The 17375-nt window shown below is 37.0% G+C and carries 17 protein-coding genes; 16 read left to right on the forward strand and 1 reads right to left on the reverse strand.

Annotated features, from left to right (window positions below; genetic code table 11):
• Positions 1-91: 91 nt before the first annotated feature.
• The 11 genes from FGL66_RS00490 to FGL66_RS00540 all read left to right on the forward strand — a co-directional run bounded on the left by FGL66_RS00490 (position 92) and on the right by FGL66_RS00540 (position 8911).
• Positions 92-859, forward strand: coding sequence for a TatD family hydrolase (locus FGL66_RS00490; protein ID WP_180809681.1), 768 nt, complete (start codon positions 92-94; stop codon positions 857-859).
• A gap of 28 nt (positions 860-887) precedes the next feature.
• A complete protein-coding gene (gene rnmV, locus FGL66_RS00495) occupies positions 888-1427 on the forward strand; it encodes a ribonuclease M5 (RefSeq protein ID WP_180809682.1) in 540 nt (179 codons plus the stop codon).
• A gap of 5 nt (positions 1428-1432) precedes the next feature.
• On the forward strand, positions 1433-2323 hold the full coding sequence (gene rsmA, locus FGL66_RS00500; RefSeq protein ID WP_180809683.1) for a 16S rRNA (adenine(1518)-N(6)/adenine(1519)-N(6))-dimethyltransferase RsmA: 891 nt from the start codon (positions 1433-1435) through the stop codon (positions 2321-2323).
• 100 nt (positions 2324-2423) lie between these two features.
• Entirely contained in the window at positions 2424-2690 is a 267-nt protein-coding gene (locus tag FGL66_RS00505) for a Veg family protein (protein ID WP_180809684.1), read from the forward strand.
• Positions 2691-3032: 342 nt separating this feature from the next.
• The gene (gene ispE / locus FGL66_RS00510) at positions 3033-3881 is read left to right on the forward strand and encodes a 4-(cytidine 5'-diphospho)-2-C-methyl-D-erythritol kinase (protein WP_180809685.1); all 849 of its coding nucleotides are present in this window, start codon (positions 3033-3035) and stop codon (positions 3879-3881) included.
• Between the two features lie 27 nt (positions 3882-3908).
• Positions 3909-4730, forward strand: a complete 822-nt coding sequence (purR, locus tag FGL66_RS00515; protein ID WP_180809686.1) for a pur operon repressor — start codon at positions 3909-3911, stop codon at positions 4728-4730.
• 24 nt (positions 4731-4754) lie between these two features.
• On the forward strand, positions 4755-5135 hold the full coding sequence (locus FGL66_RS00520) for a RidA family protein (protein ID WP_180809687.1): 381 nt from the start codon (positions 4755-4757) through the stop codon (positions 5133-5135).
• A 61-nt stretch (positions 5136-5196) separates the two neighbouring features.
• Positions 5197-5502 (forward strand): septation regulator SpoVG, encoded by a 306-nt coding sequence (gene spoVG, locus FGL66_RS00525; RefSeq protein ID WP_180809688.1) that lies wholly within the window; start codon positions 5197-5199, stop codon positions 5500-5502.
• 221 nt (positions 5503-5723) lie between these two features.
• Positions 5724-7091, forward strand: coding sequence for a bifunctional UDP-N-acetylglucosamine diphosphorylase/glucosamine-1-phosphate N-acetyltransferase GlmU (gene glmU / locus FGL66_RS00530; protein ID WP_180809689.1), 1368 nt, complete (start codon positions 5724-5726; stop codon positions 7089-7091).
• A gap of 71 nt (positions 7092-7162) precedes the next feature.
• Positions 7163-8128, forward strand: a complete 966-nt coding sequence (locus FGL66_RS00535; protein ID WP_180809690.1) for a ribose-phosphate diphosphokinase — start codon at positions 7163-7165, stop codon at positions 8126-8128.
• A 135-nt stretch (positions 8129-8263) separates the two neighbouring features.
• Positions 8264-8911, forward strand: a complete 648-nt coding sequence (locus FGL66_RS00540; protein ID WP_180809691.1) for a 50S ribosomal protein L25/general stress protein Ctc — start codon at positions 8264-8266, stop codon at positions 8909-8911.
• A gap of 52 nt (positions 8912-8963) precedes the next feature.
• Here FGL66_RS00540 and FGL66_RS00545 read toward each other — a convergent pair whose 3' ends face one another.
• Positions 8964-9575 carry a LysE/ArgO family amino acid transporter gene (locus tag FGL66_RS00545; RefSeq protein WP_180809692.1) on the reverse strand — a complete coding sequence of 204 codons (612 nt, stop codon included), beginning with the start codon at positions 9573-9575 and terminating at the stop codon, positions 8964-8966.
• A 734-nt stretch (positions 9576-10309) separates the two neighbouring features.
• Between FGL66_RS00545 and pth the strand changes: the two genes are divergently transcribed.
• The 5 genes from pth to FGL66_RS00570 are packed head-to-tail and all read left to right on the forward strand — an operon-like array spanning position 10310 to position 17356.
• On the forward strand, positions 10310-10882 hold the full coding sequence (pth, locus tag FGL66_RS00550; RefSeq protein ID WP_180809693.1) for an aminoacyl-tRNA hydrolase: 573 nt from the start codon (positions 10310-10312) through the stop codon (positions 10880-10882).
• A complete protein-coding gene (gene mfd, locus FGL66_RS00555; protein ID WP_180809694.1) occupies positions 10879-14403 on the forward strand; it encodes a transcription-repair coupling factor in 3525 nt (1174 codons plus the stop codon). Before pth ends, mfd begins: the two co-directional genes overlap by 4 nt.
• Positions 14381-15928: a polysaccharide biosynthesis protein gene (locus tag FGL66_RS00560; protein ID WP_180809695.1), complete on the forward strand. Its 1548-nt coding sequence runs from the start codon at positions 14381-14383 to the stop codon at positions 15926-15928. Before mfd ends, FGL66_RS00560 begins: the two co-directional genes overlap by 23 nt.
• The gene (locus FGL66_RS00565) at positions 15925-17112 is read left to right on the forward strand and encodes a MazG nucleotide pyrophosphohydrolase domain-containing protein (protein ID WP_180809696.1); all 1188 of its coding nucleotides are present in this window, start codon (positions 15925-15927) and stop codon (positions 17110-17112) included. Before FGL66_RS00560 ends, FGL66_RS00565 begins: the two co-directional genes overlap by 4 nt.
• Positions 17102-17356, forward strand: a complete 255-nt coding sequence (locus tag FGL66_RS00570; RefSeq protein ID WP_180809697.1) for an RNA-binding S4 domain-containing protein — start codon at positions 17102-17104, stop codon at positions 17354-17356. Before FGL66_RS00565 ends, FGL66_RS00570 begins: the two co-directional genes overlap by 11 nt.
• Positions 17357-17375: the final 19 nt, after the last annotated feature.

Raw genomic sequence — 17375 nt, forward strand, 5'->3', positions numbered from 1 at the left:
CTCTTTTCTGTCATGGTTCTATTTATTTTGAAGTGAAAATGATTATAAAAAATAAGATTAGCATTTTTTGATAAAAGAAAGGAGTCATAATATGTTGATAGATACACATGTGCATTTGAATGCGGATCAGTATGATGAAGATTTGCAAGAAGTGATTACACGAGCACAAGAGGCAGGAGTAGACCGTATGTTCGTTGTGGGTTTTGATACAGACACGATTGAGCGTGCGATGAAGTTAATTGAGGACTATTCATTTATTTACGCAATTATTGGATGGCACCCTGTTGATGCGATAGATTGTACAGAAGAACGCCTTGCATGGATTGAAGCGTTATCGTCACATCCTAAAGTGATTGGTATTGGAGAAATGGGATTGGATTATCATTGGGATAAATCACCAAAAACGATTCAAAAAGAAGTATTTCGTAAACAAATTGCATTGGCAAAACGTGTGAAACTTCCGATTATTATTCATAATCGTGAAGCAACACAAGATTGTATTGATATTTTAATGGAAGAGCATGCTGAAGAGGTGGGAGGAATTATGCATAGCTTTAGTGGCTCACCAGAAATTGCAGACATTGTTGTTAATCAGTTGAATTTTCACATTTCATTAGGAGGGCCAGTGACTTTTAAAAATGCTAAACAACCTAAAGAAGTAGCGAAGCATGTACCATTAGATCGTCTATTGGTCGAAACAGATGCACCTTATTTGTCACCTCATCCATATCGTGGTAAGCGCAATGAGCCAGCACGTGTTACGTTAGTAGCAGAACAGATTGCAGAGTTACGAGGAATAAGTTACGAAGAGGTTGCTAAACAAACGACAGCAAATGCAGAACGCCTATTTAATCTATGATCAATAGTGTAAGTGTGAGGAGAAATATATGAAAATAAATGAATTTATTGTTGTTGAAGGCAGAGATGATACGACACAAGTAAAACGTGCAGTTGATTGTGACACAATTGAAACAAATGGCAGCGCAATTGATGAAAAAGTGTTGGAAGTTATTCGTCATGCTCAAGAAACTAGAGGCGTAATCGTTTTGACTGACCCTGATTTCCCGGGTGATAAAATCCGGACGACCATTCGTAACGCCGTACCGGGAGTGAAACATGCTTTTATTAATCGGGAAGTAGCAAAGAATAAACGTGGAAAAATTGGTGTGGAGCATGCATCACTACAAGATATTCAAGAGGCGTTATCGCACGTATCAACACCTTTATCAGAGGAGATAGAGTCCATTGATCAATCCGTATTAATTGATTTAGGGTTAATTATGGGGCCAGATGCCAGAAGACGTCGAGATATTTTAGGGCAAAGATTACATATTGGTCATTCAAATGGTAAACAGCTGTTAAAGAAACTGAATGCTTTTGGTTATACAGAGTCAGATGTACGAAAAGCATTAGAAATAGAGGAGTAAAGTGTATGTACGATAAAGATATTGCAACCCCATCAAGGACAAAAGCGTTGCTCAATCAATATGGTTTTAGCTTTAAAAAGAGTCTAGGTCAAAATTTTTTGATCGATGTCAATATTATTCATAAAATTATCGATGCATCAGGAATTGACGAAAATACCGGGGTGATTGAGATTGGTCCCGGAATGGGGTCTTTAACACAACAATTGGCAAAGCGTGCTAAACATGTACTTGCATTTGAAATAGACCAACGTTTGATACCTGTACTTGAAGATACGCTATCTCCATATCATAATGTAACAGTAGTGAATGAAGATATCTTGAAAGCCGATGTTGCAAAAGAAATCAAAGCACACCTCAGTGATTGTGATAAAGTTATGGTTGTTGCCAATTTGCCATACTATATCACGACGCCTATCTTATTAACACTACTGGAGCAAGATTTAAAAATTGATGGCTATGTGGTTATGATGCAAAAAGAAGTTGGAGAACGTTTGAATGCATCTGTTGGAACAAAAGCATACGGTTCACTCTCTATTGTGACACAATACTATACAGAAACGTCAACAGTTATGACCGTACCTAAGACTGTATTTATGCCACCACCTCATGTTGATTCTATTGTTGTAAAGCTCATGAAGCGTGATATGCCACTTGTAAATATTGATAATACAGAACGCTTTTTCAAAATGACGAAGGGAGCATTTGGACAGAGACGCAAAACAATCTATAACAACTACCAAAATGTATTTGTAGAAGGCAAAGTGTATAAAGCTGATATTGCAGCATGGTTGGAGCAAGCAGGTATAGAGCCAACAAGACGCGGTGAAACATTGTCAATACAAGAATATGCACGATTGTATGACGAGTTGAAAAATTTCCCGAATTTGACTTTGTAAATGGATTGACTTTAAGATAATACCTTGTTAAAATTATAATTTTTGATTGACTAAACTCGCTATTTCGTGTTATAATACACTTATAGCGAGGTGGAGCAATATGCCAAAATCTATTGGAGACATCAAAAATCGACTTGATTGTCAATTAGGGAATCGTATTGTACTGAAAGCTAACGGGGGACGTAAAAAAACAATTGAACGTTGTGGTGTATTAGCAGAGACATATCCTTCTGTGTTTATTGTTGAATTAGACCCAAACAAACATAATTTTGAACGCGTATCGTATACATACGCCGATGTGTTAACACAAAATGTACATGTATCATTTGTTGAAGATGATACATATCAAGAAGTTAACGCAAGATAAATCTTGTTATACACAAGTTGATATTGTACATAATTGAGCTATTCAATCTCTGAGATTGGATGGCTTTTTTGTTTCCATATATTAAAGAATAATAAATACAAATAGAGTTGCTTTAATATTCAATTATGTAATGTTTAATAAACTTTTGTGAAATATTAAAAGAACTTTAGAGTTGCTGGTTGTTTTCCGTATTAAATGACGTTATCATACGAATATAAGAGTCATGTAATATTTTATAAAACTTTGAGCGCACACTTTCTGGATTCCTGAAAAATCTTTTCGAGTTATTAAAGTAATTATGGTAAAATCACTATAATACTAACTTGAAAGAGGAAAACTGTGATGATTTATGAAACAGCGCCAGCTAAGATTAACTTAACGTTAGACACTTTATTTAAAAGAGATGATGGTTATCATGAAGTTGAAATGATTATGACGACTATTGATTTAAATGATCGATTGTCTTTTCAAAAACGTCGTGATCATAAAATTATTTTAAATGTAGATGAGACGTTTATCCCATCTGATGAGCGCAATTTAGCATATCGTGCCGCACTGCTTATGAAAGAAACATATGGTATTAAACAAGGTGTCACTATTACATTAGATAAAAACATCCCAGTTTCTGCTGGATTAGCTGGAGGTTCTAGTGATGCCGCTGCTACATTTCGTGGGCTGAACCGTCTATTTGATTTAGGTCTATCTCTTGATGATTTAAGCACACTATCAGCAGAAATCGGTTCGGACGTCCCGTTTTGTATTTATGGAACAACAGCGCTATGTAGAGGCCGTGGAGAAGAGATTGAGTTATTAAAACGTCCACCATCTGCATGGGTGATTGTTGCCAAGCCTCAGACCGGTTTGTCAACGCCTGAAGTTTATGGCGGTCTTGATTTAACCAAACCATACAAGGTGCATACACAATCTTGTTTGGAGGCTATCGAATGTGAGGACTATGATGGGGTATGTCGTAGCTTATCTAATCGCCTTGAACCTGTTTCGATGCATTTACAGCCAGAAATAAAGAAAATTAAAGCAAATATGCTTAATAGTGGTGCAGATGGCGCATTGATGAGTGGAAGTGGACCAACAGTTTACGGTTTTGCGCAACGCGAACGTCAAGCACGTCATATATATAATGCTGTTAGCGGTTGTTGCAATGATGTTTACCTTGTCAGAACACTTGGCTAACATATAGAGAAAGGATGAAAGAACAAGGTGCGTTATAAAAGAAGTGAACGAATTGTTTATATGACTCAATATTTAATTAGTAACCCTAATCAACTTGTACCGTTAACATATTTTGTAGAGAAGTTTCAACAAGCAAAGTCATCTATTAGTGAAGATGTCCAAATTATTAAAGACACTGTTATTAAAGAAGGTCTTGGTACGATTGAAACTGTTACGGGTGCAAGTGGTGGTGTACGCTATCGTCCTCAGATGCAACGTGATGAAGCAGAAGAGGTCATACAGGAAGTGACAACGCTTTTGCAAGAAAAAGATCGCCTTTTACCTGGAGGATACCTCTTTTTGTCTGATTTAATGGGAAACCCTACCCTGTTAAAAAAAGTGGGCCGACTTATTGCAACAATTTATATGCAGGAGGAATTAGATGCCATTGTGACGATAGCGACAAAAGGTATTTCTCTTGCTAATGCAGTTGCAAGTATTTTGAATCTCCCTGTGGTTGTCATACGTAAAGACAACAAAGTGACAGAAGGATCTACCGTGTCTATTAATTATGTATCCGGTTCATCTCGTAAGATCGAAACAATGGTTTTATCGAAACGTACACTTAAAGAACATTCAAATGTCTTAGTGATAGATGATTTTATGCGTGCAGGTGGTTCAATCAATGGTGTTATGAATTTGATGTCAGAGTTTAAAGCACACGTAAAAGGGGTATCAGTACTTGTGGAATCTAAAGAGGTAAAGCAGCGACTGGTGGAAGATTACACTTCTTTAGTCCGTTTATCTGATGTTGATGAATATAATCAAGATTTCAAAGTAGAGGCAGGCAATAGTTTGTCTAAATTCTAAATTTAAAAAGGAGCGGTCAACAATATGAAACTAATTAACACACAAAAGGCACCAGCAGCAGTTGGACCCTATTCACATGCTGCGATTGTCAATGGCTTGGTCTATACTTCAGGTCAAATCCCTTTAAATACAGAGGGAGAGATCGTGAGTGATTGCATTCAGGAACAGACTAAACAAGTGATTGAAAACTTGAAAGTTGTCTTAGAAGAAGCGGGCTCAGATTTAGATCATGTTGTCAAAGCTTTAATTTTCTTATCAGATATGGAAAATTTTCAAAAGGTAAATGAAGTATATGGTTCATACTTTGATGCGCATAAACCAGCAAGAAGCGCTGTTGAAGTTGCGCGTTTACCAAAAGACGTTAAGATTGAAATGGAAGTTATTGCAGAAGTTAAAAATGTATAACTGATTTGCAGTACACATTTTCAAAATAAAAATAATTAACAAAACTATGGGGGTAGCACTTATGAAAGTGACAGATGTAAGACTTAGAAAAATTCAAACGGATGGTAGAATGAAAGCATTGGTATCTATTACACTTGAAAATGCCTTTGTGATTCATGACTTACGTGTAATCGAAGGAAACTCAGGTCTATTTGTAGCAATGCCAAGTAAGCGTACATCAGATGGAGAATTCCGTGATATTGCACATCCGATCAATTCAGATATGAGACAAGCAATTCAAGACGCTGTAATGAAAGTCTATGATGAAACAGAAGAAGTACTTCAAGTTTCAAATGACGATGCAGACGCATCATCAGAAGAAGCGTAAGATATTGAATAATAATAAAAGTAATATGTCGTGTACATATTGTTCGTGATAAAAGAGACTAAGTTTCAGACTATAATAGTTGAAACTTAGTCTCTTTTATAATGAATAGCTGTTAAAATGTTCACAATTTGATAAGTTGATGTTCTTTTACTTCTTGAAAGTATAGACATGCTTAAATTATAATTATATAGAAGTGCAAAACATATTGGAGGTTCATTACCATGCAGAAACATGCAATTGTTTTAGCGGCTGGAAAAGGAACACGGATGAAGTCAAAGAAGTATAAAGTGCTTCATGAAGTTGCAGGAAAACCAATGATTGTACATGTTATTGATCAAGTTTCCCAATCAGGTGTGACTGATATTGTGACAATCGTTGGACACGGCGCAGAACAAGTTAAAGAAACTTTAGGTAGTACATCACGATACAGTTTTCAAACTGAACAACTGGGGACAGCACATGCAGTGAAGCAAGCAGCAGAGCATTTGGCAGGAGCGCAGGGCACAACATTAGTCGTTTGTGGCGACACACCTTTGATTACTGCTGAGACGCTGTCAAAGTTAATGACGTATCACGAAGAAACTGGAGCTCAGGCGACGGTATTATCGGCGACAGCTACTAACCCATATGGATACGGACGTATTGTAAGAGATGCGCAAGGTGCATTAGTTGAAATCGTGGAAGAGAAGGATGCCACTGAAGCACAGAAAGCCATTCATGAGATTAGTTCAGGTGTTTTTGCTTTTGATAATGCAATATTATTTGAGCTATTACATCAAGTTGATAATAACAATGCACAAGGTGAATATTACCTTCCGCAAGTGCTGACATTGATTTTACAGCAACAAGGGCATATAGGTGTATATCATACAGAAGATTTTGATGAGATTATGGGAGTTAATGATCGGATTGCATTAAGCCGTGCAGAGCAAGCGCACCGTGTTCGCGTCAATGAGAAGCATATGCGTAATGGTGTGACGATCATTGATTCTACAACCACGTATATTGGCTCCGATGTAGTGATTGGTGAAGATACAGTTATTGAGCCGGGTGTCAAAATCATGGGCAATAGTCGTATTGGCAGTGATGTACGCATTGGACAATATTCGGAAATTCGAGATAGTCAAATACATAGTGGTGCTGTCATCAAGCAATCCGTTATTACGGATGCTATTGTAGGTTCGCGATCAACAGTTGGACCATTTGCACAATTGCGCCCCGGCGCTCAATTAGGACAAGAAACAAAAATTGGTAACTTTGTTGAAGTGAAAAAAGCATGCTTAGATGATGGTGCAAAAGTTTCGCATTTAAGTTATATTGGAGATGCAGAAGTAGGTGCCCGTACAAATATTGGTTGTGGCGCGATTACTGTGAATTATGATGGTATCAACAAATTTAAAACAAAGATTGGTAAAGATGTATTTATTGGTTGCAATGCGAATTTAGTTGCACCTGTTTCAATTGGTGATGGTACACTTGTCGCTGCAGGATCGACGATTACAGATGATGTACCAGCAGAAAGTTTAGCGTTAGCACGCACGAGACAAACCACTAAAGTCGGTTATTTAGCAAGAGATATAGATAATTAGTACAACCGGTAAAAAGCAAAATGAATAATTTTAATAAACTAGTGAGCAAAACAAATAATGGAGGATTCACAATGTTAAACACCGAATATAAAAATTCGTCTCTGAAGATTTTCTCGTTGAAAGGTAATGAACCACTTGCAAAGGAAGTTGCAGATCATGTAGGGGTAGAGCTGGGTAAATGTACAGTTAAACGCTTTAGTGACGGCGAAATCCAAATCAATATTGAAGAAAGTATTCGTGGTTGCGATGTTTTTATTATTCAGCCTACTTCAAACCCAGTCAATGTACATTTAATGGAGTTATTAATTATGATTGATGCGTGTAAGCGTGCATCAGCGAAAAGTATATCAATTGTTGTACCTTATTATGGCTATGCAAGACAAGACCGCAAAGCGCGTAGTCGTGAGCCGATTACGGCTAAGCTTGTAGCAGATTTATTTGAAACAGCTGGCGCAGATCGTATGATTGCATTGGATCTGCATGCACCACAAATTCAAGGTTTCTTCGATATTCCAATTGATCATTTGATGGGTGTACCTATTTTAGCTGATTACTTTTTAAATAATAAAGAGATTGATCCAGAAAAATGTGTTGTTGTATCACCAGATCATGGAGGCGTAACCCGTGCGCGTAAACTTGCTGATATTTTAAAAACACCGATTGCAATTATTGATAAACGTCGTCCAAAACCTAATGTAGCAGAAGTGATGAATATTGTGGGACAAATTGAGGGACGTACAGCTATTATTATTGATGATATTATTGATACTGCAGGAACAATCACATTGGCAGCACAAGCGTTAAAAGATAAAGGTGCAACAGATGTGTATGCATGTTGTACACACCCTGTACTATCTGGACCGGCGAAAGAACGCATCGAAAATTCAGCGATTAAAGAATTAATTGTAACTAATTCGATCCAACTTAAAGAAGAGCAAAAGCCTAATAATATTAAAGAGTTATCAGTAGCAGAATTATTGGCACAAGCTATTGTACGTGTTTATGAGTGTGAATCTGTTAGCGTATTGTTTGATTAATAAGTTGACTTATTGTTAGATTTTGTGTAGAATATTTCTGTTCGTGTCAATATGAACAAATACACATTTGCAAGCAGCGTATGCTGATGGGCAAATGCAGCACGAGAGGCGTGCAGAAGAAAGGTGGAATAGAATATGACTTCATTAAAGTCTATTATTCGTCAAGGTAAGCAAACACGTGGAGATTTGCGTAAAATCCGAGAAGCAGGTAAAGTACCTGCAGTTGTATATGGTTACGGTACAAAAAACGTATCAGTTAAAGTAGATGAAGTGGAATTCATTAAAGTGATTCGTGAAGTAGGTCGTAACGGTGTTATTTTATTAGGTGTAGGTTCAAAAGAAATCAAAGTAATGGTATCTGACTACCAATTTGACCCTCTTAAAAACCAAATTACACATATTGACTTCTTAGCAATTAACATGAAAGAAGAACGTACGGTAGAAGTACCTGTTCATTTAATCGGTGAAGCACCTGGTGCAGCTGAAGGTGGTGTAGTTGAACAACCATTGTTTGACTTAGAAATCACTGCAACACCAGATAATATTCCTGAAAGCATCGAAGTAGACATCAGTGAGTTAAATGTTGGTGATACTTTAAGTGTACAAGATATTAAGGTAACAGGTGATTATACGATTGAAAATGATGCAGAAGACGCAGTTGTTTCAGTTGTTGCACCAACAGAAGAACCAACAGAAGAAGAAATTGAAGCAATGGAAGGCAATGAAACACCTGAAGAGCCAGAAGTTGTAGGCGAAGAAAAAGAAGAAGCTGAAGAAGAGTAAGCTTAATCAAACGGACGATTTTCATGTATAAAGATGAAAATCGTCCGTTTTTTTAAATGTCAAAAATATTTTTAAGAATAAGAAGTGCTACTATTAAAATAATAATACTGGATACTTTGTTAACTATTAAGATCAATGAACCAGATGAATCTATTTTCCTCATTTGTTTGCCTGCAACTGCTAAGCCTATAAACCAGAGCCATGAGATAGAGATAGTCGCAAGTGTAAAGGCTATTTTTTCGAAACCTGTATAGAGTGCTGCACTTGTTCCGATAACACCTACAGTATCGATGATAGCATGGGGGTTTAATAGTGATACAGATACTGCAAAGCTTATTTGTTTTTGAGCAGACATAGGTGCTTGTTCACTTGTTTCGGATGGTTTTTCTTGCCATAGAGACCAAGCCATGAATAATAGAAAGATAAAACCAATAATGTATATCAACAACTGTAGTGTAGGATATTGATTTAAAATAAGTGAAACACCGAGTACAGCAATTAATATCAAAAATGTATCACATAAACCCGCTGTAATAATAACTGGAAGTGTCTTTTTAAAATATTTATGATTAGCCCCTTGATTAAAAACAAAAACATTTTGAGCCCCTAATGGTAAGATAAGGCCTAATGCTAGTAAAATGCCATGTAATATCGATTGAGTCATAGTTAGCCCCCTTTTGTTATTTCAATTTAACAGGATAATGGATTAAGTTCAATATTCAATTGTGATCTTAGATTCATTTGGATTGAGTAGTTGTTATGAGTGTTGTGACTGGTAGCGTGACAATGCTATTCAAGTCTTAAATTTAGTGCTCTTGATTAGGAGATAGAATCGCTTTTATTCGTGAGGTAGCAGCTCGACCAATTTAGGTTAACAATGGCAGCTAATAAAGGCAGAAAATGTGTGATTGTGTTAATATAGATAGGCAATTAGAAAAGAGACAAAGATGTAAAAGGAATAAAGTGAGTACTAACCAGTATAGATGGTTTTTCTATGGTAGGCTATCCGTTTTTTAGTTTCTCTCAAACTAGATTATTTATGTGAATACAAAAGTGTAGTCGTTTTAAACGATTCAGACTTTTTACATTATAAATTGTCAAATAAAATAAGTATAATAGATGACTAAATGAGAGACTCAACATGCTTTTTAAACTTGAGCTGTTTCTGTATTGAGTCGTCTTTGTTGTATGAAATTATGAATAATACCGTGTTTAAGATATTAGGTTGCTTTGAAAAGATAGTGCCCCTATATCATTGTACATTGGTAATAGCGCGCTACTTGGAAGACGATATCTCTTGTTAGGATTTTTGAATGGTGTTGTACTTGCTCAGCATAGATAAAATTTTAGATTAACCCAAGTTTCGATCTTACAGCTAAAAAGATGGAGGAATATGTTATGAAGTGTATTGTAGGTTTAGGCAATGTTGGTAAGCGCTATGAGTGCACAAGACACAACATTGGCTTTGAAGTTATAGATTATTTGTTGGCGCAACATCGTATGAAATTAGATAAACAAAAGTTTAGAGGGGCTTATACAATTGAGCGTATAGGTGATGAAAAAGTGATGTTTATAGAACCGCTAACATTGATGAACCTGTCGGGTGAGGCGGTTGGACCATTGATGGATTATTATAATGTCGAGATTGAAGATTTGCTCGTGCTTTATGATGATTTAGATCTTGCACAAGGACAAGTGCGCCTTAGACAAAAGGGAAGTGCAGGGGGGCATAATGGTATGAAATCCATAATTAAAGCATTAGGAACAAGTGACTTTAAACGTATCCGTATAGGTATCGATAGACCGACGAATGGTATGTCAGTACCTGATTATGTGTTGCAGCGCTTCTCAGAAGGTGAGATGGAGACGATGCAACCGGTAATTGAATATGTAGCGGATGCAGTGGAAGCGTTTATGAGTTCTGAAACATTTGAAAATGTGATGACACATTATAATGGAGCAGTCAAATGAAATCGATAATTAATGAACTGATTCATCAAGACACACAATTTAAAGTATTAACAGATAAGGTCGGTCATCAAGATCTATTGGTAACAGGATTAACATCATCAGCCAAAGCGTCTATCATTTCAGAATTGTACAGGTCAGATCATCGTCAAGTTTTACTCGTGACTAATAACTTGTACCAAGCCGATAAACTGGAAGCCGATTTACTACAATTTATACGAGATGATGAATTGTATAAGTATCCCGTACAAGATATGATGACAGAAGAATTTTCTACACAAAGCCCTGAGTTTATGAGTGAACGTGTGCGCACATTAACAGCACTCGCTCATGAACGTCGAGGGTTATTTATCGTGCCGATTAATGGGTTGAAAAAATTACTAACACCTAAAGCACTCTGGCAGTCACATCAGACTGTTCTTAAAGTAGGAGAAGATTTAGATGTTGAGTCATTTTTAACTCGACTCGTCAATATGGGCTATCGTCGTGAGTCTGTCGTTTCAAATATAGGTGATTTTTCAGTAAGAGGTGGGATTATTGATATTTATCCACTGCTAGGCGAACCTATTCGCATAGAGTTGTTTGATACAGAGATTGATTCCATGCGTCAATTTGATGTTGAAACACAACGTTCATTAGAAAATATCGAAGTTGCTGAGATCACAACAGCACATGATTATATTATGACAGAGTCAGTTAGGGAATACACAGCCCAAAATCTAACAGCAGCATACGAAAAGACACGACCTAAAATAGATAAAGCGGTAAGGCAGGATATTAAAGACACATATGATGCATTTCATATTACAGATGAAGAACGCTTTGACCCACAGGTATTACGTCGATTAATTGCATTTATGTATGAACATCCTGAAACGCTGATTGATTATTTTAAAGATAATGCAGTAATACTTGTTGATGAATATAACCGTGTGAGAGAAACAGAGCAGACTTTGTCGATGGAATCTGCGGACTTTTTGCAAAATCTTGTTGAGAGTGGTAAAGGGTTTATGGGTCAACACTTTATGCGTGAGGATGCCTTTCAAAGTTTAATAGAAGCGCAAAAAGTAACGTATTTTACGCTTTTTACAGCATCAATGCCTGTGCAATTAGATGAGATTATAAAGTTTTCGTGTAAGCCGGTACAACAATATTATGGTCAATACGATATTATGACTTCAGAGTTTCAGCGCTTTATTAAACAAGACTATCACGTTGTTGTAATGGCAGAAACAGAGACAAAGAAATCTCGAATACAATCGATGTTGAGTGAGATGCATGTTCCCACACTTTTGAATCCAAGTGTTGAAGCGATGGCTCCAGGGCATGCAGCGATTGTTAATGGTAGTCTTGCTGAAGGTTTTGAACTGCCGTATATGTCATTGGTAGTTGTAACAGAACGTGAACTTTTTAAATCTCAACAGAAGAAAACGTCTAAAAAACGTCGTAAAACAATAAGTAATGCAGAAAAAATTAAGTCTTATCAAGAATTGAATATTGGAGATTACGTTGTACACGTTCATCATGGTGTAGGGCGCTATTTAGGTGTTGAGACATTAGAGGTAGGTGACGTTCATCGGGACTACATGAAAATCCAATATAAAGGGACAGATCAACTCTTTGTACCTGTGGATCAAATGGATCAAGTCCAAAAATATGTTGGATCAGAAGATAAAACACCTAAACTGTATAAACTGGGTGGCAGTGAATGGAAAAAAACGAAAGCCAAAGTTCAGAGTAGTGTAGAAGATATTGCTGACGAATTAATTGCACTCTATAAAGAACGTGAACAGTCTGTGGGCTACCGGTTTATGCCGGATACAGAAGAACAGCATGCTTTTGAAATGGATTTTCCTTATGATTTGACAGAAGACCAGGAAAAATCAATCCATGAAATTAAAGAAGATATGGAAAGTGAACGTCCAATGGATCGCTTATTGTGTGGAGATGTTGGCTATGGTAAGACAGAGGTGGCAGTACGTGCTGCATTTAAAGCAGTCATGTCAGGAAAACAAGTGGCATTTCTTGTGCCAACAACCATATTGGCACAACAACATTATGAGACATTGTTAGAGCGTATGCGAGATTTTCCGGTTGAAATTCAGTTGATGAGTCGTTTTCGAACAACCAAAGAAGTGCGTGAAACAAAAGAAGGTTTAAAGTCAGGATACGTTGATATTGTTGTAGGTACACACAAACTATTGGGGAAAACGGTGGAATATAAAGATTTAGGCTTATTGGTTGTCGATGAAGAACAGCGATTTGGTGTACGTCATAAAGAGAAGATTAAAGCACTAAAAGCAAATGTGGATGTATTAACGCTGACTGCAACACCTATTCCAAGAACGCTGCACATGAGTATGTTAGGTGTGCGAGATTTATCTGTTATTGAAACACCGCCAGAAAACCGTTTCCCTGTTCAAACCTATGTTTTGGAGCAAAATACAAATTTTATTAAAGAAGCTCTGGAACGGGAATTATCAAGAGGAGGTCAAGCCTTCTACCTTTACAATCAAGTGCAGTCGATTTATGAAAAGCGTGAGCAACTTCGCATGTTAATGCCAGAAGCAGAAATTGGGGTAGCACATGGGCAGTTGCCAGAACGTGAATTAGAGGAAACAATGCTAGATTTTATTAATGGTGTATATGATATTTTGTTAACGACTACTATTATTGAAACGGGTGTTGATGTACCGAATGCGAATACACTTATTATTGAAGATGCAGATCGTTTTGGTTTGAGCCAGTTGTATCAATTGCGTGGAAGAGTTGGACGATCTAGTCGAATCGGGTATGCGTATTTCTTACACCCTCAAAACAAAGTGTTAAACGAGACGGCAGAAGAGCGTTTACAAGCAATTAAAGAATTTACTGAACTCGGTAGTGGTTTTAAAATTGCGATGAGAGATTTGAACATTCGAGGTGCAGGTAATTTGTTAGGCAAGCAGCAACATGGCTTTATTGACTCTGTAGGTTATGATCTGTATGCACAGATGTTAGAAGAAGCTGTGAATGAAAAGCGTGGTATGACACCAGAAACCCCTGTGCCAGAACTTGAGATGGATTTACGTTTAGATGCGTATTTGCCAGCAGAATATATTCAAAATGAGCAAGCGAAAATTGAAATTTATAAAAAGTTACGTGCAACAGAGACATTAACGCAGCTTATGGATATCAAAGACGAATTGTTAGATCGTTTTAATGAGTATCCACAGGAAGTGGCGCATTTATTAGATTCTGTTGAAATTAAGGTGTATTTACTACAAGTTGGTGTACAACATGTTAAAGATACAGGTAAAGTCATTGAAATCTTATTAACGCAAGCAGGGACAAATCGTATTGATGGTGAGGTGCTTTTCCGCAACTCAGAACCACTTGGGCGTAGTATGTCACTCGGTGTAAAAGAGGGTTGTATGAAAGTAACGTTGACAAAAGGCAAGCAGTGGCTTGAATCACTGAAATTTTTAGCAAAAACACTGGCAGAAAGTAAGAGGTTAGAAGATGAAGACGAAAACGGCATTTAATGGTGTCGTTGTATTAACTGTTGCACTTATTATGGTGAAAATTTTAAGTGCACTTTATCGTGTACCCTATCAAAATATATTAGGTGATGCAGGACTTTATGCATATCAACAAGTTTATCCAATTGTTGCATTAGGTGTTGTGCTATCGAGCAATGCAATTCCAAGTGCACTCACACAAATGTTAGATGGACAACATGCGACAAAGTTTTTGATGAGACGTTTATGGATGGTGACGGAAATAATAGGAAGTATCTGTTGTGTCATGCTTTTTGTGGGTGCAACAGAAATTGCACGTTGGATGGGAGACAGTCAATTGACACCCATGTTACGTGCAGCGAGTGTGAGTTTTCTCTTCATAGGGGCGCTTGGGTTGTTACGTGGTTATTTTCAAGAAAAATATGAAATGACATACCCTGCGTATTCACAAGTGTTAGAACAATGTATTCGTGTTACAATGATTGGATTTGTTATTGCTTATGCTATACACCGTGATATATCTATATACCAAGCGGGTACATGGGCTATTTTGGCATCTACGTTAGGCTTTGTGATTTCGACGCTTTTTTTATGGTGGAGAAGTGAACGGTTATCATCACCATTATTGGAAGGGCAAGCGCCGTCTCAATCTATCGCATGGAGACAATTTTTTATTGCAGTTGTTATTTTTGCGATGAGCCACTTGATTGTGATTTTATGGCAAGTTATAGATAGCTTTACTATTGTCAATACTTTACAACATGGTGTGGGTTATGCATTTGAAGCAGCGATTGTGCAAAAAGGAATTTACGACCGAGGTGCATCTTTTATCCAGATGGGTTTAATAGTTACGACTACATTTTGTTTTGTATTAATTCCGTTATTAACAGATACTAAACGTCGTGATGCTATAAAAGAGATGAATAATTATGCGAATGTATCGCTCAAGATAAATCTTGTTATCAGTAGTGCCAGCAGTATAGGATTGATGAATCTTTTACCGTTATTGAACCGGGTATTTTTTGAAAGTAATGTTTTAACAGTGACGTTGACTGTTTATATGCTGACTGTTATTGGCGTATCGCTTATCATGATGTATATTGCAATGTTAGAAGTTCATCATCAATTTCGTCTTATTGCAGTAGCATTTATCATTGGATTAGTGAGTAAGTTTGTTTTGAATATGGTTTTAATTGTACAATTTGAAATGTTAGGTGCGAGTTTGGCAACAGTAGGGTCATTGATATTGTTTGTCATCATATTATATCGAGGTGTGATACGGTTTTATACGTTAGAGCACTTAAATCAGTTTTATATCAAACTATCTATCGCTTTATTGGTGATGACTGCTAGTGTACAATTATGTCACTATCTCATACATTCCACATCTCGATTGGGTGGCTTGGTAGAGTTGATTATCTCAGCGATAGTGGGTTTACTGGCTATCGGTGTAATACTCGTTAAACTTAGCATACTGGAAGAAAAAGAGTGGAGCTATCTACCATTTGGAGATAGAATGTATCGTTTACAGAGAGGACGAAAAAGATGACACATCACTTAACAATTATTGGACTGGGAAACTATGGTTTAGACGAGTTACCGGTGAGTATTTATCGTCTTATTACACAGCAACAGCACCTTTATGTGCGCACAGCAGATCATCCTGTTGTGCAAGAACTTAACTCTATTCAAATCACATCTTTTGATACCGTATATGAAGCAAAAGACACGTTTGAGGAAGTTTATGAAGCTATTGTGACACAATTGTTAGAAAAAGCACAAAGTGAAGATGTTATCTATGCGGTTCCAGGGCATCCACGTGTTGCAGAAACGACGACACAATATTTGTTAACACGAGCCTCTGATTATGGTGTTACGGTTGAGATTAAAGGAGGGCGCAGCTTTATAGATGATATTTTTGCAGCGGTGAATGTAGATCCTAATGATGGATTCACATTATTAGATGCCACTGCATTGGATGTGGCGGCGCTTAATTTGAGGACAGCGACGATTGTCACTCAAGTTTACAGTGATATGGTTGCTGGGGCGTTAAAGTTAAGTTTGATGGAACGCTATCCAGATGATTTTGAGGTGATGATTGTCGATGGTGCACATCAGTCGGGTGCATCAGTGATAACTGTACCCTTATACGAGTTAGATCATCATTCAAGTTTTACAAACTTGACGAGTGTGTTTATTCCTAAAGTGACACATGAAGAGCTGTTATATGGTGACTTTGATTTTGCTGATCAAGTGATCGCTCAGCTCGTCGATGATGAGACAGGATGTCCGTGGGATAAAGTACAGACACACGAATCATTGAAACGTTATTTATTAGAAGAAACATTTGAGTTGTTTGAGGCAATTGACAATGAAGATGACTGGCATATGATTGAAGAACTTGGAGATGTATTATTACAAGTGTTACTACATGCAAATATTGGTCGGAAAGAAGGATATATTGACACGCGTGAAATCATTGTAAGCATGACGAAAAAGATGATTCAACGTCATCCGCACGTGTTTGGAGACGGTTATGCGGATAGTGTAGACGATGTGATGTCAATATGGAACAAACAAAAAGCAGCAGAAGGAAAACAGCCACGTATTAAGTTTGAAAAAGTATTTGCACGTCATTTTTTAAAACTTTATGATGAAGTTAAAAATAAAGACTTCACAGAAGAAATGCTTACAAATTATTTAATACAAGGAGGTTATCAGAATGAGACTTGATAAGTATTTAAAGGTTTCTCGATTAATTAAAAGACGTACACTGGCAAAAGAGTTAAGTGACCAAGGGCGAGTATCAGTAAATGGTCAGGTTGCTAAAGCTGGAACCGCTATCAAAGTTGGAGATGAACTTATTATTCAGTTTGGTCAAAAAGTTGTGACAGTTAAAGTAACAGCTTTAAATGAGCATGCGACGAAAGAAAACGCTAAAGGAATGTATGAACTGATGAATGAAGCACGTATTTAGTAAAGCGAATTAAGGAAAG

The organism is Staphylococcus sp. 17KM0847 (assembly GCF_013463155.1).
GTDB lineage: Bacteria > Bacillota > Bacilli > Staphylococcales > Staphylococcaceae > Staphylococcus.